The organism is Mannheimia bovis, from assembly GCF_014541205.1.
In the GTDB taxonomy this organism is placed as follows: domain Bacteria; phylum Pseudomonadota; class Gammaproteobacteria; order Enterobacterales; family Pasteurellaceae; genus Mannheimia; species Mannheimia bovis.
The window spans coordinates 55400-72211 of the sequence record NZ_CP061280.1 but is presented as its reverse complement, the minus strand read 5'-3'; the positions used below and the strand labels follow the sequence as shown (position 1 = coordinate 72211).

Genomic DNA, 16812 nt, shown 5'->3' with positions numbered 1-16812 from the left:
TCTTTGCTAAAGAGGGGTGATCGTGCAAAGCATATTTTTAGTTCATCTGGCTATTTGCGGTTTATGTAGAAAAATGAACTTCAAATTTTCGTAGATCTGATCCCCCTCTTTAGCAAAGAGGGGTTAGGGGAGATTTGGCAGGAGTAATATACGCTCATATTTTATGATTTATATAAGAAAAACAAAATGATAAAACTAACCACCCAACAAATCGCTGAAATCCTAAACGCTCGTCTTATCGGAAACGGCGAAACAATGGTAGAAAGTACCAGCACAGACACCCGACAAGCGGTCGAAAACGGCTTGTTTTTTGCATTAAAAGGCGAAAACTTTGATGCACATTATTATTTAGCAAATGCCGTTGAGCAAGGTTGTGTGGCGGTTGTGGTTGAGCGAGAGAGTGAAATCAACGTACCACAAATTATTGTGGCAGATACCCGCTTGGCGTTGGGCGAATTGGCAAAATGGTTAAAGGCAAAATTAAACCCGAAAACCGTGGCGATGACAGGGTCTTCCGGCAAAACGACCGTGAAAGAGATGACGGCAAAAATTTTGCAAAAAATGACCGCTTGTGAAGATGAAGTGCTTTACACTTTCGGTAATTTAAACAATGACTTAGGCGTGCCGATGACCTTACTTCGTTTAACCGAACAGCATAAATATGCGGTGATTGAGTTAGGTGCAAACCATATCGGTGAAATTGCTTATACGACTGAAATTACCAAACCTGATGCGTGCTTAGTGAATAATGTAGCCGCTGCTCACTTAGAAGGTTTTGGTTCACTTGAAGGTGTGGCACAGGCAAAAGGTGAAATTTATCGTGGTTTGAAAGACGGTGGAAAAGCCATTATCAATTTGGCTTTCTACTATCCACAATGGCAGAAGGAAATTGGTTCAAACGAAATTCAATCTTTCTCTTATATCGGCTCAGATTCGGATTCATACGCGGATTACTGGGCAGATGATGTGGAATTATTGCTAAATGGCTCACGTTTTATGCTTCATACACCACAAGGCGAAATTGAAATTGAGCTTCCTTATTTAGGCAACCATAATGTGAGTAATGCATTAGCGGCAACCTCGCTTGCAATGTCGGTTGGAGCAACCTTAGAGGCAGTTAAAGCCGGACTTGAGCAACGTTCAATGGTAAAAGGGCGTTTGTATCCCGTACAAATTAATGATAACTGCTTATTTATTGATGATACTTACAATGCCAATGTGGATTCAATGAAGTCGGCAATTTCAGTGCTACAAAATTACCCTGCATACCGAATTTTTACGGTAGGCGATATGGCAGAATTAGGTGAGGAAAGTGGTAAATGTCATCAAGAAGTTGCAGATTTTGCTCAACAAGCGGAGCTGGATTTGATTTTGAGTTTTGGTAAAGAGAGTGCGGTTGTTAGCCAAAATCCACAACATCACTTTACCGATAAGCAGCAAATGGTTGAATTTTTAACACCTATTATTTTGCAAAAAATCGAACAAAAACAACCGCTTGTATTACTTGCAAAAGGCTCTCGTAGCCAAAAGATGGAAACTGTGATTTCCGAGCTTTGTAAACAATTTAATATCAATTTTTAATTTTATTATTTTTAAGGACTAAGCAATGTTAGTTTGGCTTGCAGAACTACTGGTGCAATATAATACCGCATTTAACGTGGTCTCTTATATTACCTTCCGTGCCATTATGGCGTTATTAACAGCAATGGGGATCGGGCTTTGGATCGGGCCAAAGGTCATTAGACGTTTACAGATCTTAAAATTTGGTCAAGAAGTGCGTAATGAGGGTCCGGAAAGCCACTTTAAAAAACGTGGTACGCCAACAATGGGCGGTATTATGATTTTAGCGGCTATTGGTGTGAGTACGTTACTTTGGGCGGATCTTCGCAACTCTTATGTTTGGTTTACCTTATTTGTATTATTTGGCTACGGAGTGGTTGGTTTTGTTGATGATTATCGCAAGATATCCCGTAAAAACACAGACGGCTTAATTGCCCGTTGGAAATATTTCTGGTTATCCGCAATCGCTTTAGTGGCGGTTTTTGGTATGTATGCGGTCGGAAAAGATACAGCTGCTACTCAATTAGTTGTACCGTTCTTTAAAGATGTGATGCCACAATTAGGCGTGTTTTACATTATCCTTGCTTACTTTGTGATTGTCGGTACAAGTAATGCTGTAAACTTAACAGACGGTTTAGACGGCTTGGCGATTGTACCGATCATTCTGGTCGCTTCTGCTTTTGCATTGATTGCTTGGGCAACAGGTAACTTCAATTTTGCACAATATTTACACATTCCATTTATTCCAAACACATCGGAATTAGTTATTTTATGTACGGCAATTGTTGGAGCAGGTTTAGGCTTCTTGTGGTATAACACCTATCCGGCTCAAGTATTTATGGGTGATGTAGGCTCACTTTCATTAGGTGGAGCATTAGGCATTATCGCGGTATTAGTTCGTCAAGAATTGCTATTAGTTGTGATGGGCGGTGTATTTGTAGTTGAAGCCCTCTCGGTTATTTTACAGGTCGGTTCTTATAAATTACGCCAAAAACGAATTTTCCGAATGGCACCTATTCATCATCACTTTGAATTAAAAGGCTGGCCAGAGCCACGAGTGATTGTCCGCTTCTGGATTATCACACTAATGTTAGTATTAATAGGCTTAGTTACCCTGAAATTACGTTAATTGATAAGGTGCGTTTTTTACGCACCTTATGCTGTTTTTTAGATTTAGAGAAAAAATTATGCAAAACCAATATCAAGGCAAAACAGTAACTGTTATCGGACTAGGTACAACAGGATTATCTTGTGTTGATTTTTTTAAGAAAAAGAAAGCGAATATCCAAGTAATTGACACTCGAGCTAATCCGGCTGGTGCCGATAAACTCGATAAAATGATTCCTTTACACACTGGTGGATTAAACAGCGAGTGGTTGCTCAAGTCAGATTTAATCGTCATTAGCCCGGGCTTAGCATTGGCAACGCCTGAAATTCAGCAGGCGATTCAAGCGGGTGTGGAAGTTGTTGGTGATGTAGAACTGTTTTGCCGTGAGGCAAAAGCACCGATTATTGCTATTACAGGCTCGAACGGTAAAAGTACGGTAACGACATTAACGGCTGAAATGGTAGAACAAGCAGGCTTGAAGGTTGGAATGGGTGGCAATATTGGTGTGCCTGTTTTGAGTTTATTAGACGAAGATTATGATCTTTTTGTGCTTGAATTATCGAGCTTCCAGCTTGAAACCACCTATTCACTGAAAGCGAAAGCCGCAACGATTTTGAATATTAGCGAAGACCATATGGATCGCTACGATTCGATTGCCGATTACCGCAGTGCTAAATTGCGTATTTATGACAATGCGGAAAATATTATTGTAAACGGTGAAGATGCACAAAGCTACCCGGAACAAGCGGTCAAAAATTTAATCCGTTTTGCAGAACAGAATGCAGAATACACAATGCGTAATTGTGTGCTTTATGCAGGTGATACTGCCATTATTAACACCAACCAAATGCTAATTAGCGGTCGTCATAATGAGATGAATGCTCTTGCTGCAATGGCATTGGCAGACGCTGCTAATGTTCCTCGTGAGGGTATCGTTAAAGCATTACAAAATTATGGGGGATTACCTCATCGTTTCCAAGCCGTTGCCACAAATGATGGTGTGCGTTGGGTTAATGATTCCAAAGCAACCAATGTGGGCAGTACCGTTGCGGCACTAAATGGATTGAGTGTAGCCGGTACACTTTATTTGCTACTCGGTGGCGATGGCAAAGCCGCAGATTTCTCCGAACTCAAGCCGTTAATTAATAAGCCAAATATTGTTTGTTACTGCTTCGGGCAAGATGGCGAGGAATTAGCAAAATTAAGTGAACAAAGTGTATTGGTAGAAACAATGCAAGAAGCGATTGTAGCTATTCGCCCACAACTCAAAAAAGGCGATATGGTTTTACTTTCTCCTGCTTGTGCGAGCTTAGATCAGTTTAAAAACTTTGAACAACGTGGCGATGTATTTGTCTCGTTGGCACAAGGACAAAAAGCATAATGTTAGACAAATTTAAAACAGAATGGGATAAATGGGTTAGGCTAACGCCTGCTAATTCGCTTTATGATAGAACCTTAATTTGGCTATTTTTAGGGTTACTTGTAATCGGATTTGTGATGGTTACTTCTGCTTCAATTCCTGTCAGTACAAGGTTGAACAACGATCCATTCTATTTTGCTGTTCGTGATGGACTGTATATTATTGCATCGATTATATTTTGTTATATTTTTGTACAGATCCCTGTTGAAAAATGGGAAAAGTATAGTGTTGCCTTATTTTTTATTGCAATCATCTTCTTAATTGCGGTGCTTATTTTTGGTCGTTCAATTAATGGTGCAGTACGTTGGATTCCGCTTGGGATCTTAAATTTCCAACCGGCAGAATTGGCAAAACTCGCGGTAATTTGCTATTTCGCGAGTTTCTATGTGCGTAAATATGATGAAATCCGTAAAGAAAAAGCCAGCTTTTGGCGACCGGCGGTAATTTTATTTGTATTTGGCTTCCTCTTAATTTTACAACCCGACTTGGGAAGTACCTTTGTATTATTTGTGCTCACATTTTCGATGCTGTTTATTGTGGGGGCAAAAATAATGCAGTTTATGTTTTTAGGTGTGGTTGGAACAGTATTGTTTGCGGTGCTGATTTTAACCTCTGAATATCGTCTAAAACGTGTTACTTCATTTATGGATCCGTTTGCTGATGCGTATGGAGACGGCTTCCAGCTTTCTAACTCGCAAATGGCATTTGGACAAGGTCAATTCTGGGGACAAGGTTTAGGAAATTCAGTCCAAAAATTAGAATATTTACCGGAAGCTCATACCGACTTTGTTATGGCAGTTGTGGGTGAAGAATTTGGCTTTTTCGGCATTCTTTGCATTGTCCTTTTATTGATATTATTAACGGTTCGAGCATTAAAAATCAGCAAAGAATCCTTAATTTTAGAAGAACGTTTTAAAGGCTATATGGCATTTGGTATTGCGATTTGGATTTTCTTACAAGGCTTCGTAAATTTAGGCGTAGCCTCTGGTTTGTTACCAACCAAAGGTTTAACCTTTCCGTTAGTGAGCTATGGTGGATCAAGTTTGGTGATTATGTCGATTGCGATTGCGGTATTGCTGAGAATTGATCACGAAAATAGAGCTGAGCGAATTGGGCACGCTAAAATAAAAACAGTGTAGTAAAAGCTACTCTGATTTAAAAATTGCAAATAAATAAACAATTTTAACCGCTTGTGTTTACTAAAAAAGATATATATCAAGTAGAATAACGCGTTTTCCTATTAAAAAGAGTTAAAAATGGCTAAAAAATTATTAGTGATGGCAGGTGGAACAGGCGGACACGTTTTCCCTGCAATAGCAGTGGCTCGAGAGTTGCAAAAACAAGGCTGGCAAATCCGTTGGCTCGGGACGAAAGATAGAATGGAAGCTACCCTTGTGCCAAAACACGGTATTGAGATTGATTTTATCGAAATTTCAGGCTTGCGTGGCAAAGGGTTAGGTGCATTGCTCAAAGCTCCTTTTGCAATCTTTAAAGCGGTGATGCAAGCCCGTAAAATCATTAAAAATTACCAGCCTGATGCAGTATTGGGAATGGGTGGTTATGTGTCAGGTCCGGGTGGCATTGCGGCAAAATTATGTGGTGTGCCTGTGATTTTACACGAACAAAATGCAGTAGCCGGTTTAACTAATGTTTGGTTATCAAAAGTTGCTCGCCGCGTGTTGCAAGCTTTCCCTACGGCATTTAAAGACGTTGAAATAGTTGGCAACCCTGTGCGTGAGGATTTATCGACTTTGCCTGTTCCTGAGCAGCGTTTTGCCGAGCGTGGCTACCCGATTAATATTTTGGTAATGGGCGGCAGCCAAGGAGCGAGAGTGATTAACCAAACTGTACCTGAAGTAGCAAAAATGTTGGGGCAGAATGTGTTTATCAGCCACCAAGTCGGCAAAGGCAATTTACAGGGCATTGAAGAGATTTATCACCAAACCGGTAACGGTATTGCTTCTGAATTTATTGACGATATGAAAGCTGCCTATGAATGGGCGGATATTGTGATTTGTCGATCAGGCGCTTTAACCGTGTGCGAAATTGCGGCGGTAGGTTTGCCGGCAGTTTTTGTGCCGTTCCAACATAAAGATCGCCAACAGTTTTTAAATGCCAACTATTTGGCGGAAGATGGGGCAGCAATTATTATTGAGCAGGTGGATTTCAATCCACAATCTTTGCTGAAAGCACTTGAGCCGTTAATTGCGGATCGCCAAAAATTATTAGAAATGGCAGTGAAAGCCAGAGCAAAAGCGACACCAACAGCCGCTCAACGTGTGGCTGAAGTAATTATTCAAGAAGCGAATTAACCCTACAAGCGGTTAGATTTTGCTGAAAATTTGCAAAATCAGTGAAGTTTTTAACCGCTTGCGAACAGATAACAGGATACAAGATGAAAAATTTCCAAGATAAAGTTAAAAAGTTAGTGCCAGAAATGCGTCGTGTGAGCCAAATTCATTTCATCGGAATTGGCGGTGCAGGGATGAGCGGTATTGCCGAAGTGTTATTAAACGAAGGCTATGCGATTTCAGGTTCAGACATTGCCGATGGTGCGGTTACTCAGCGTTTGGCAGCAGCAGGTGCAAAAGTGTTTATAGGGCATCAAGCGGAAAATATTTCAGGTGCTAGTGTGGTAGTAGTTTCGACTGCGATTGATGAAACCAACCCGGAAATTATTGCGGCACGTGAAGCAAGAATTCCTGTAATTCGCCGTGCGGAAATGTTAGCAGAAATTATGCGTTTTAGACACGGCATTGCGATTGCCGGCACACACGGTAAAACGACCACAACGGCAATGATTTCAATGATTTATACTCAAGCAAACCTCGATCCGACTTTCGTAAACGGTGGTTTGGTAAAATCAGCAGGCAAAAATGCTCATTTAGGGGCAAGCCGTTACTTAATTGCTGAGGCGGATGAAAGTGATGCTTCTTTTTTGCACTTACAGCCAATGGTATCAGTAGTAACGAATATTGAGCCAGACCATATGGACACCTACGGTGGTGATTTTGAGAAGATGAAAGACACTTATGTGCGTTTTCTGCGTAACTTGCCATTCTACGGTTTAGCCGTGATGTGTGCAGATGATGCAACGGTAATGGAAATTGCTCCTCGTGTTGGTCGCCAAGTGATTACTTATGGTTTTAGTGAAAAAGCAGATTATCGTATTGAAGATTATCAACAAACCGGCTTCCAAGGGCATTACACCGTAATTTGCCCAACTGGTGAACGTATTGATGTATTGCTCAATGTGCCGGGTACACATAACGCATTAAATGCAACAGCAGCACTTGCTGTGGCTAAAGAAGAAGGCATTGGAAATGAAGCAATTTTAGCCGCTCTTGCTGATTTCCAAGGTGCGGGACGCCGTTTTGACCAGCTTGGTTCATTTATTCGCCCGAACGGTAAAATTATGTTAGTTGATGATTATGGTCATCACCCAACAGAAGTTGATGTAACCATTCAAGCGGCTCGCCAAGGTTGGGAGGGTAAACGTGTAGTGATGGTATTCCAGCCTCACCGTTATTCTCGTACTCGTGATTTATTCGATGAGTTTGTTCAAGTGCTTTCTAAAGTTGATGCGTTGATTTTATTAGATGTTTATGCAGCTGGTGAATCGCCAATTGTTGGAGCAGACAGTAAAGCCCTAGCTCGTTCAATCCGTAATTTGGGTAAAGTTGATCCGATTTTAGTGTCAGATACCGAACAATTAGGTGAAGTATTAGATCAAATTATTCAAGATGGCGATTTAATTTTGGCACAGGGTGCAGGTAGTGTAAGCCGTATTTCTCGTGGTTTAGCAGAAAATTGGAAAGCATAAGGATTTAAAATGAGCATTAAAAACGAAAAAATCGCGGTGTTATTTGGCGGTGTTTCGCAAGAGCGTGAAGTTTCACTTAATTCAGGTGCAGCAGTAACGGAAGCATTAAAAAGCTTGGGTTATGATGTTGAAGGTATTGATACAAAAGAATTCCCGATTGAAAAATTAAAAGAAAAAGGCATTCAACGTGTATTTAATATTTTACACGGCGGCATTGGCGAAAATGGCGTATTACAAGGTGCATTGGAGCAAATGGGGATTCCTTATACAGGCTGTGGCGTGATGGCATCAGCGGTAACGCTAGATAAATTCCGCACTAAATTATTATGGAATGCGGTAGGCTTACCAACGGCAGATATGGTGGTAGTTCAGCGTGGACAAGCGGTCGATTTTGATCAAATTATTGCAAAATTAGGTTTGCCTGTGTTTGTTAAGCCATCTTGTGAAGGCTCAAGTGTAGGCGTTTTCAAAGTGAAAACCAAAGAAGAATTAGAGCCAGCTATTACTGAGGCTCTGAAATTTGATTCTATCGTGTTAGTGGAAGAATTTTTAGCCGGTAATGAATATTCTGTGCCAGTGTTAGATAGTCAAGTGTTGCCGGCGGTACAGGTGATTCCGGACGGTGAGTTTTATGATTATCACGCTAAATATGTGTCTGATAATACGCAATATGTTGTGCCGGCATTAAATGATACTCGTCAGGCAGAAGTGGCGGCATTAGTGAAAGCTGCTTACGATGTAGTGGGTTGCCGTGGTTGGAGTCGTATTGATGTAATGGAAGATGCAAAAGGTAATTTCCGTTTGGTCGAGGTAAATACTAATCCGGGTATGACAAGCCATAGTATTTTCCCTAAATCAGCAGCAACGGTAGGAATTTCATTTGAAGCATTAGTTGAGCGTGTATTGGAGTTAAGTGCTTAATGGGGATTTTCCGCAAAAAAAACAGCACAAATGTGCGTTTTAATGTTATTAATCCAAAAACTTCGGTTTCTTCTCGTAAATGGTTAGTATTCATTAAACCATTAATTGTGTTATTATGTACACTATTTCTATTTGGTGTATATAGTCATTGGCAAAACATACTTGAAAGTTGGGATAAAACACCTATTCGAGCCTATGCTCTGACCCATAAAACACAATTTACAACAAATGCGGATATTCGTGAAACTTTATCTGGAGAACCTGCTCTAAAAGGATATTTCGGACAAGATATTCAAGAGGTCAAAAATAAACTTTTATCTATTCCTTGGGTCAAAGATGTGGTCGTTCGTAAACTTTATCCGGATCGTTTAAGTATTACCTTAGTTGAGCATAAACCTGTTGCAGTATGGAACGATGTTAATTTTGTCTCAGAACAGGGTGTAGTGTTTAGTTTGCCAAAAGATAGATTAGATAAAAATGGCTTGCCTTTATTGTATGGGCCAGATTCAGAGGGTAAGAATGTATTAGACGCTTGGAATAAGATTCGAGCTGATTTAAATGCCCGTAAATTAGATTTGACCTCTGTATCGGTAGATAATAGAGGATCTTGGACGATTGAGTTATCTAATCAAGTAGAATTGCGATTAGGCAGGGGGGAATGGACTTCTAAAATCGATCGTTTTGTAACAATTTTCCCTGAAATTAATATCCCTGAGGGTAATCGATTAGCTTATGTTGATTTACGTTATCCGTACGGTGCGGCAGTTGGATTTAGCCCTATAAAAAATTAAACGTTTAGTGAATATAAAATAATATGACAAAAGCAGCAGAATCAAAAATTATCGTAGGTCTCGATATTGGTACATCGAAGGTAGTCGCCGTTGTGGGTGAAGTATTGCCTGATGGTGTGATTAATGTAATGGGAGCGGGTGTTTGCCCTTCTAAAGGTGTTGATCGTGGCGGTGTAATCGATCTTGATGCTGCAGTTAATTCTATTCAACGAGCGATTGAACAAGCTGAATCTATTGCAGATTGTCAAATTATGGGCGTAACCCTTGCAATTTCGGGACAACATATTGTTGGATTGAATGAAGCCGGCTCATCAACATTATCGGGGGGCATTGTGACTCAAGATAATATTGAGAGTGCCGTTGATATGGCAAAAGCAATTAAATTGCAAGATGGTTTGGAAACATTACATATGATTCCACAGGAGTATCACGTAGATAGATTACCTGCAACTAAAAATCCAATCGGGTTATCAGGTATGCGTTTACAAGTTCAAGCTCATTTAATTGCTTGTCATCAAGCGTGGCTTAAAAATTTAAAAAATGCGGTTGAACACGCAAAATTAAAAGTCGATCAAGTTGTTTTTTCAGGGCTTGCATCAAGTTATTCGGTTTTAACGGAAGATGAAAAAGAGTTAGGTGTTTGCTTAATTGATATCGGTGGCGGTACGATGGATGTATTGGTTTATACTGATGGAGCGTTAAGATACAGTAAAGTTATTCCATTTGCAGGTAATAACATCACTGATTATTTAGCCCGTGTATTTACCACTTCTCGTCCAGAAGCTGAAAGCCTTAAAGTAACTTATGGTAGTGCTATTTCGCCTCCAACCCATAATGCAGATAAGAAAATAGAGGTTGCAGGGTTAGGTGGACGTATGGCAAGAACCTTCACACGAGCTCAAGTTGCAACAGTAACATCACAATGTTACAGCGATTTATTGAAAGTGGTTGAAGATGAGCTCACCCAGTTACGTAATGAATTATTCCAAAAAGGGATAAAACAAGAACTGATTGCCGGAGTTGTTATTACAGGCGGTGGTTCACAAATAGAAGATATTGTAGAATGTGCTAAATCTATTTTTGGTTCACAAGTGCGTGTTGGTTATCCTCTTAATATTACAGGTTTAACAGATTACGTGAATAAGCCACAGTATGCAACGGCATTAGGGCTTTTACAGTATAGCCATTATAATTATACTGAACAGAGTACAAATACAGATTCTAATGAAGATATCTTTGCACCAATTGGTCGTGGTACCAAGAAAATTATCGATTTCTTCAAATCAAAATTTTAATAGTGTTATATAACACGCAGGGAGATAAAAATGTTTGAACCTATTATTGAACAAACGCAAGATGCTATCATTAAGGTAGTGGGTGTTGGCGGCGGTGGCGGTAACGCGGTGGATAGAATGTCGCGTTCTGCTGATGATATTAAAGGTGTTGAATTCTTTGATGTAAATACCGATGCTCAAGTATTAAGAAAAAGAGCAACACGCCAAACCATTCAAATTGGTGCAGCTACAACTAAAGGTTTGGGTGCAGGTGCTGATCCTATGGTAGGAAAACAGGCAGCTGAAGAAGATCGTGAAGCTATCGCTAATGCATTAAAAGGTGCAAATATGACCTTTATTGCTGTAGGTATGGGTGGTGGTACAGGTACAGGTGCTGCTCCGGTTGTTGCTCAAATTGCAAAAGAACAGGGCTCATTAACTGTTGGTGTAGTAACAAAGCCGTTCCGTTTTGAAGGTCCTCGCCGTATGCGTTTTGCGGAGCAAGGTATTAAGGAACTTTCTCAATATGTTGACTCTCTAATCATTATCCCAAATGATAAGTTGCGTGGTTTAGGCAAACAAACAACAGCAGTAGATGCCTTTGCAGCAGCGAATGATGTGTTAAGTAACTGTGTACTTGGTATTACTAATATGATTACCAGTTCTGGTGGTTCTACCGGTGCTGATATTAATGTGGACTTTGCGGACGTGCGTACCGTTATGTCTGGTAAAGGGCACGCAATGATCGGTACAGGCTTTGCAGAGGGCGAAGTAGGCGAAGGGCGTGCAGAAAAAGCAATGAATGATGCCATTTCAAGTCCGTTACTTGAAAATGTGGATATTTCTGGTGCAAGCGGTATGTTAATTAACATCAGTGCTGGGACAGATTTCTTATTAGAAGAAGTTTATGCTATGATGGACTTAATTTATGGCTTTGCGTCTGAAGATGCTGCAATTGTATTTGGTTGTAACTACTACCCTGAAATGGACGGTAAAGTCAGTGTAACCCTTGTAGCAACAGGTATTGGTCAGCCGGAAGAAGCATTGCATATGCCAAAAGCACCACCTGTATATGCACACCAAATGCATCAACAACAAGTGGCTCAGCCTCAGCAACCACAAGTTGCACCGCAGCCAGGCTTTACACAACCATCAGGTTATAATCAACCTAATCAATTTGGTCAGCCACAAGTTCAACAACCTGTAGCACCAAAGCCGCAATCGGTGGACTCAGCACAGATTTTTAACCCAAGTTCAATTCCGGGTTTTATGAGAAATAGTCAATAACTTCCAAAATTTGGAAAGTAAGGGCAAACTATGATTAAACAAAGAACATTAAAACAAGCAGCAAAAGTAACAGGTATTGGCTTGCACAGCGGTAAAAAAGTAACTTTAACGTTACGCCCGGCACCAGCTAATACAGGTGTTATTTATGCTCGTACCGATTTAGAGCCTGCAGTTTATTTCCCTGCAAGTGCAGACTCTATTCGTGATACACAATTATGTACCTGTATGGTAAATGATGATGGCGTACGCATTTCAACTGTAGAGCATTTGAATGCAGCGATGTCAGCATTGGGCTTAGACAATGTCATTGTGGAAGTAGATGCACCTGAAATCCCAATTATGGATGGCAGCTCAAGCCCTTTTATCTATTTATTATTAGATGCCGGTATTGAAGAGCAAGATGCACCGAAAAAATTTATTCGTATTAAAGAAACGGTTCGCGTTGAAGAAGGTGATAAGTTGGCAGAATTAAAACCTTATGATAAAGGATTTAAACTTAATTTCACGATTGATTTTAAACACCCATTGATCGCAAAGAACGTATGTAGTTATTCAATGGATTTTTCGGCTCAGAATTTCATTCAACAACTAAGTCGTGCAAGAACATTTACCTTTATGAAAGATGTTGAATATCTTCAATCTATTGGTCTGGCATTAGGTGGTAGCTTAGATAACGCAATTGTGTTAGATGATTACCGAATTCTCAATGAAAATGGCTTACGCTTTAAAGATGAGCTGGTACGCCATAAAATGCTAGACGCAATCGGTGATTTATATATGTGTGGTTACAATATTCTTGGCGAGCTTACTGCTTATAAATCAGGGCACGGTTTGAATAACAAATTACTGCGTGCAGTGCTTGCGAATGAAAATGCTTGGGAGTTTGTAACCTTTGAAGATAAACAACAAATCCCACAAGGTTATCAAGTTCAGCAAGAAATTTTTATCTAATTTAGTTGAATGATTGAAAAGACGAACATTATGTTCGTCTTTTTCTTTTACAAATTTCTGCTAAAAAATGACCGCTTGCAACTGTGTAAATTTCCAGTTTTTTAACTATTGCTCTTTACTGTTCAAAAAAACAGTTGTACTATATGCCTATACAGTTAATTTTGTGCAGGGTTTAGTATGCTAACTCAACTTACTATCAATAATTTTGCTATTGTCCGCCATCTTGTTCTTGAGCTAAATGAAGGAATGTCAGTGATTACTGGCGAAACAGGAGCGGGTAAATCCATTGCCATTGATGCATTAGGATTATGCTTGGGATACCGTTCAGAAAGTGGAATGATTCGTAATGGAGCAGATAAAGCAGACATTACCGCCACTTTTGTGATGCAGAAAAATAGCCCGGCTTATTTATGGCTAGAAGAGCAAGAACTACTTGATGAAGATAATCCTCAAGAATGTATTTTACGTCGTATGATTAATGTTGATGGGCGTTCAAAAGCATTTGTTAATCATAGAGCATTACCTGTTTCACAACTGAGAGAACTCGGGCAATATCTTATTCATTTAAACGGTCAGCATGCTCCCCAACTATTGTTAAAACAGGAATATCAGCTTGATATTTTAGATAACTATGCTGCTATACAGCCTTTATTAGCCAAAATGGCAAAACAATACGGAGCTTGGAAAGGACTTAATAAGCAGGTCAAAAATTTTCAGCAGCAATGCAAAGAAAATGAAGCTCGCAAGCAACTATTGCAATATCAAGTGGAAGAATTAGATGAGTTTGCGATTAAAGAAAATGAATTTGAAGAAATGGAAGAAAAATATAATGTTCTTTCTTCTTCCGAAGAACTAACTGAGCTTTCAGATGAAATAATGACTCTACTAAGTAATGATGAAATCAACGCAAACGATCTAATTTATAAAGCAATACGTAATGCAGAAAATTTAGTGGAAGTAGATAGCCATTATCAAAGTGTGTTGGATATGCTTAATGAATCCCTTATTCAAGTGCAAGAGGCGAGTTCTGAGGTAGCACAATTAGCGAGTAAGATCGAGCAAGATCCGGAATTACTACACGAGCTAGATAACCGTATTGCTCAAGCAGTCTCTCTTGCCCGCAAGCATCATATTCAACCGAATGAATTATGGCGATACCATTTACAACTGAAAAGCGAATTACAGGCATTACTCGATTTTGAAGATAATGAAGAGCAGCTTATTCAAGATGAAAAACAAGCCCATCAGCAATGTTTAATATTAGCGGAAGATATTCATCAAAAACGAACAGAAGCAGCCAATAAGCTGGCTCAACAAGTTACAAAACAAATTAAGCATTTAGCGATGGAGAATGGCGAATTTTTCATTAAAGTAGAGCATAATATTGAGAAACTCTCGCCAAATGGTGCGGATTTCGTTGAATTTAACTTACGGAGTAACTTAGGGCAACAAGCTCAACCGTTAGCTAAAATTGCATCAGGGGGCGAGCTTTCCCGTATTTCTTTGGCAGTACAGGTATTAACAGCAAATAAACTCTCTACACCAACCATTATTTTTGATGAAGTTGATGTTGGCATCAGTGGCTCGGCTGCAACCACAGTGGGTAAATTATTACGCGAATTAGGCAAAAAATGCCAAGTTTTATGTGTTACCCATTTACCGCAAGTGGCAAGTTATGGTAATCAGCACTTTAATGTTCAAAAATATGTTGAAAATAGCCAGACTGAAACTCAGATGACACTGCTCTCTGAAAATGAGCGTGTTCGAGCCTTAGCTCGATTACTAGGTGGAAGTAAAATTACTGAAGCGGTATTAGCGAATGCAGAAGAAATGTTAAAATTGGCGGGGAATACTTAATTTTTAAATGTTGCCAAAAAGAAAAATCGCATCAATATTTCTATTGATGCGATGATGAATTTGGTGGAGGTAAACGGGATCGAACCGATGACCTCTTGCATGCCATGCAAGCGCTCTCCCAACTGAGCTATACCCCCAAATATGGGCGAAATGATATGCTTTCCGCCCGAATATGTCAATCGCTTTAATAAACGAGAGTATGTTAATTGCTTAAAAACTAGCTGTTTGCCTGAATAAAGCTAATTGCTTTTTCAAGGCGAGCTAATGTTTTTGTTTTGCCCACTAACTTAGCAGTGATATCCATTGAAGGCGATTGCCCAGAGCCTGTTACTGCTAAACGGAACGGCATACCGACTTTACCCATACCAATTTCGAGTTCTGCAGCAGTTTGGTTCATTGCCTCATGGATATTTTCTACTGTCCATTCATCACAAGCGGTCAATTTTTCCAATAACTTTGCAAGTGGTGCAATCGCCTCTGCTTTAAAGTTCTTCGCTACAGCTTTTTCATCATAAGCTTCAAATTCTTCATAGAAATAGCGGCTGCTTTCTGCAATCTCTTTTAATGTTTTGCAGCGTTCTCCAAGAACAGGAATGATTTCAGCCAGAGCAGGACCTTGACTGAAATCAATGTCTTGACTGTTCATATGCCACTCTAAATGTGTGGCAACATAGCTTGGTTCGAGTGAGCGAATATAGTGATGGTTTAACCATTGTAATTTTTCAGTATTGAACGCACTTGCTGATTTGCTCACAGAGTGAATATCAAATAATTCAATCATCTCTTCACGAGAGAAAATTTCCTGATCGCCGTGTCCCCAGCCTAAACGTACTAAATAGTTAATTAAGGCTTCTGGTAAATAACCGTCATCACGATATTGCATTACACTCACGGCACCGTGACGTTTAGATAATTTTTGTCCATCATCACCATTAATCATCGAAACGTGGGCATAAGTTGGCACAGGTGCACCTAATGCTTTTAAGATATTAATTTGGCGAGGGGTATTATTGATATGATCTTCGCCACGCACAACGTGAGTAATGCCCATATCCCAGTCATCCACCACTACACAGAAGTTATAGGTTGGCGAGCCGTCTGTGCGACGGATAATCAGATCGTCTAATTCACTGTTGCTGATTTCAATAAGACCACGAACTGCATCATCAAAAATGACAGAGCCTTCTTGTGGGTTTTTGAAGCGTACAACGTGAGGTTCATCAGTAGAATGTGAATGTTCACCTAAACAATGACGATCATAACGAGGTTTTTCTTTATTCGCTTCTTGCGTGTTACGTAATTCTTCCAAACGTTCTTTCGAGCAGTAGCAACGATAAGCAGTACCGGCTTCAATCATTTGATCGATTACTTGATTATAGCGGTCAAAACGCTTTGTTTGGAAATACGGACCGTGTTCCCACGCTAAGTTTAACCACTCCATTCCTTCTAAAATAGCTGCGGTTGCTTCAGGGGTTGAGCGTTCTAAATCAGTATCTTCAATACGTAATACGAATTCGCCATTGTTATGCTTCGCATAGAGCCAAGAGTAAAGTGCGGTACGAGCACCGCCTACGTGTAAGTAACCTGTTGGGCTTGGGGCAAAACGGGTACGAACTTTCACATTTGGATCTAAAGGGAAAAGGGTTTCAATTTTCATTTTATATTTGCCTAATCATTATTTTTAAAGGGAAAACTTGTCTATTTTACTACTCTTGGGGATGAATAATAGTAAAAAATTGATTTTCTGGGGCAAAAAATCAGCAAACAGGGTAAAAAGAGCAAAAAGCGTTTGACGAAAGAGCAAAAATCTCTATAATTCA

At 39.8% G+C, this 16812-nt stretch carries 13 protein-coding genes and 1 tRNA gene; 12 read left to right on the top strand and 2 right to left on the bottom strand.

The genetic code is table 11. The annotated features are described in order from the left end of the window. Positions 1-186: 186 nt before the first annotated feature. The 12 genes from murF to recN all read left to right on the top strand — a co-directional run bounded on the left by murF (position 187) and on the right by recN (position 14992). Positions 187-1581: a UDP-N-acetylmuramoyl-tripeptide--D-alanyl-D-alanine ligase gene (gene murF / locus ICJ55_RS00395; protein WP_188156841.1), complete on the top strand. Its 1395-nt coding sequence runs from the start codon at positions 187-189 to the stop codon at positions 1579-1581. A 25-nt stretch (positions 1582-1606) separates the two neighbouring features. Beyond that, entirely contained in the window at positions 1607-2689 is a 1083-nt protein-coding gene (gene mraY / locus ICJ55_RS00390; RefSeq protein WP_188156840.1) for a phospho-N-acetylmuramoyl-pentapeptide-transferase, read from the top strand. A gap of 58 nt (positions 2690-2747) precedes the next feature. Further along, positions 2748-4049, top strand: coding sequence for a UDP-N-acetylmuramoyl-L-alanine--D-glutamate ligase (gene murD, locus ICJ55_RS00385; protein WP_188156839.1), 1302 nt, complete (start codon positions 2748-2750; stop codon positions 4047-4049). Further along, positions 4049-5227 (top strand): putative lipid II flippase FtsW, encoded by a 1179-nt coding sequence (ftsW, locus tag ICJ55_RS00380; RefSeq protein WP_188156838.1) that lies wholly within the window; start codon positions 4049-4051, stop codon positions 5225-5227. Before murD ends, ftsW begins: the two co-directional genes overlap by 1 nt. A gap of 117 nt (positions 5228-5344) precedes the next feature. After that, complete coding sequence (gene murG / locus ICJ55_RS00375) at positions 5345-6400, top strand: undecaprenyldiphospho-muramoylpentapeptide beta-N-acetylglucosaminyltransferase (RefSeq protein ID WP_188156837.1); 1056 nt, start codon at positions 5345-5347, stop codon at positions 6398-6400. Between the two features lie 83 nt (positions 6401-6483). Beyond that, positions 6484-7911 (top strand): UDP-N-acetylmuramate--L-alanine ligase, encoded by a 1428-nt coding sequence (murC, locus tag ICJ55_RS00370; protein WP_188156836.1) that lies wholly within the window; start codon positions 6484-6486, stop codon positions 7909-7911. 9 nt (positions 7912-7920) lie between these two features. Continuing rightward, positions 7921-8832 (top strand): D-alanine--D-alanine ligase, encoded by a 912-nt coding sequence (locus tag ICJ55_RS00365; protein WP_188156835.1) that lies wholly within the window; start codon positions 7921-7923, stop codon positions 8830-8832. Then, positions 8832-9623, top strand: coding sequence for a cell division protein FtsQ/DivIB (locus tag ICJ55_RS00360; RefSeq protein WP_188156834.1), 792 nt, complete (start codon positions 8832-8834; stop codon positions 9621-9623). The genes ICJ55_RS00365 and ICJ55_RS00360 overlap by 1 nt, the downstream gene beginning before the upstream one ends. Positions 9624-9646: 23 nt before the next feature. Then, entirely contained in the window at positions 9647-10918 is a 1272-nt protein-coding gene (ftsA, locus tag ICJ55_RS00355) for a cell division protein FtsA (RefSeq protein ID WP_188156833.1), read from the top strand. Between the two features lie 30 nt (positions 10919-10948). Beyond that, positions 10949-12184: a cell division protein FtsZ gene (gene ftsZ / locus ICJ55_RS00350; protein ID WP_188156832.1), complete on the top strand. Its 1236-nt coding sequence runs from the start codon at positions 10949-10951 to the stop codon at positions 12182-12184. 30 nt (positions 12185-12214) lie between these two features. Further along, complete coding sequence (gene lpxC, locus ICJ55_RS00345; RefSeq protein WP_188156831.1) at positions 12215-13135, top strand: UDP-3-O-acyl-N-acetylglucosamine deacetylase; 921 nt, start codon at positions 12215-12217, stop codon at positions 13133-13135. A 177-nt stretch (positions 13136-13312) separates the two neighbouring features. Beyond that, positions 13313-14992 (top strand): DNA repair protein RecN, encoded by a 1680-nt coding sequence (gene recN, locus ICJ55_RS00340; protein ID WP_188156830.1) that lies wholly within the window; start codon positions 13313-13315, stop codon positions 14990-14992. Positions 14993-15053: 61 nt separating this feature from the next. On the opposite strand, the gene ICJ55_RS00335 is transcribed toward recN, so the two are convergent. Beyond that, a tRNA-Ala gene (locus tag ICJ55_RS00335) sits at positions 15054-15129 on the bottom strand. Positions 15130-15209: 80 nt separating this feature from the next. Further along, on the bottom strand, positions 15210-16649 hold the full coding sequence (gltX, locus tag ICJ55_RS00330) for a glutamate--tRNA ligase (RefSeq protein WP_188156829.1): 1440 nt from the start codon (positions 16647-16649) through the stop codon (positions 15210-15212). Between the last annotated feature and the right edge of the window lie 163 nt (positions 16650-16812).

Bases quoted from the DNA above. Each gene is read 5' to 3' on its own strand.
- murF (WP_188156841.1), top strand. From the start codon at position 187: ATGATAAAACTAACCACCCAACAAATCGCTGAAATCCTAAACGCTCGT.
- mraY (WP_188156840.1), top strand. From the start codon at position 1,607: ATGTTAGTTTGGCTTGCAGAACTACTGGTGCAATATAATACCGCATTT.
- murD (WP_188156839.1), top strand. From the start codon at position 2,748: ATGCAAAACCAATATCAAGGCAAAACAGTAACTGTTATCGGACTAGGT.
- ftsW (WP_188156838.1), top strand. From the start codon at position 4,049: ATGTTAGACAAATTTAAAACAGAATGGGATAAATGGGTTAGGCTAACG.
- murG (WP_188156837.1), top strand. From the start codon at position 5,345: ATGGCTAAAAAATTATTAGTGATGGCAGGTGGAACAGGCGGACACGTT.
- murC (WP_188156836.1), top strand. From the start codon at position 6,484: ATGAAAAATTTCCAAGATAAAGTTAAAAAGTTAGTGCCAGAAATGCGT.
- ICJ55_RS00365 (WP_188156835.1), top strand. From the start codon at position 7,921: ATGAGCATTAAAAACGAAAAAATCGCGGTGTTATTTGGCGGTGTTTCG.
- ICJ55_RS00360 (WP_188156834.1), top strand. From the start codon at position 8,832: ATGGGGATTTTCCGCAAAAAAAACAGCACAAATGTGCGTTTTAATGTT.
- ftsA (WP_188156833.1), top strand. From the start codon at position 9,647: ATGACAAAAGCAGCAGAATCAAAAATTATCGTAGGTCTCGATATTGGT.
- ftsZ (WP_188156832.1), top strand. From the start codon at position 10,949: ATGTTTGAACCTATTATTGAACAAACGCAAGATGCTATCATTAAGGTA.
- lpxC (WP_188156831.1), top strand. From the start codon at position 12,215: ATGATTAAACAAAGAACATTAAAACAAGCAGCAAAAGTAACAGGTATT.
- recN (WP_188156830.1), top strand. From the start codon at position 13,313: ATGCTAACTCAACTTACTATCAATAATTTTGCTATTGTCCGCCATCTT.
- gltX (WP_188156829.1), bottom strand. From the start codon at position 16,649: ATGAAAATTGAAACCCTTTTCCCTTTAGATCCAAATGTGAAAGTTCGT.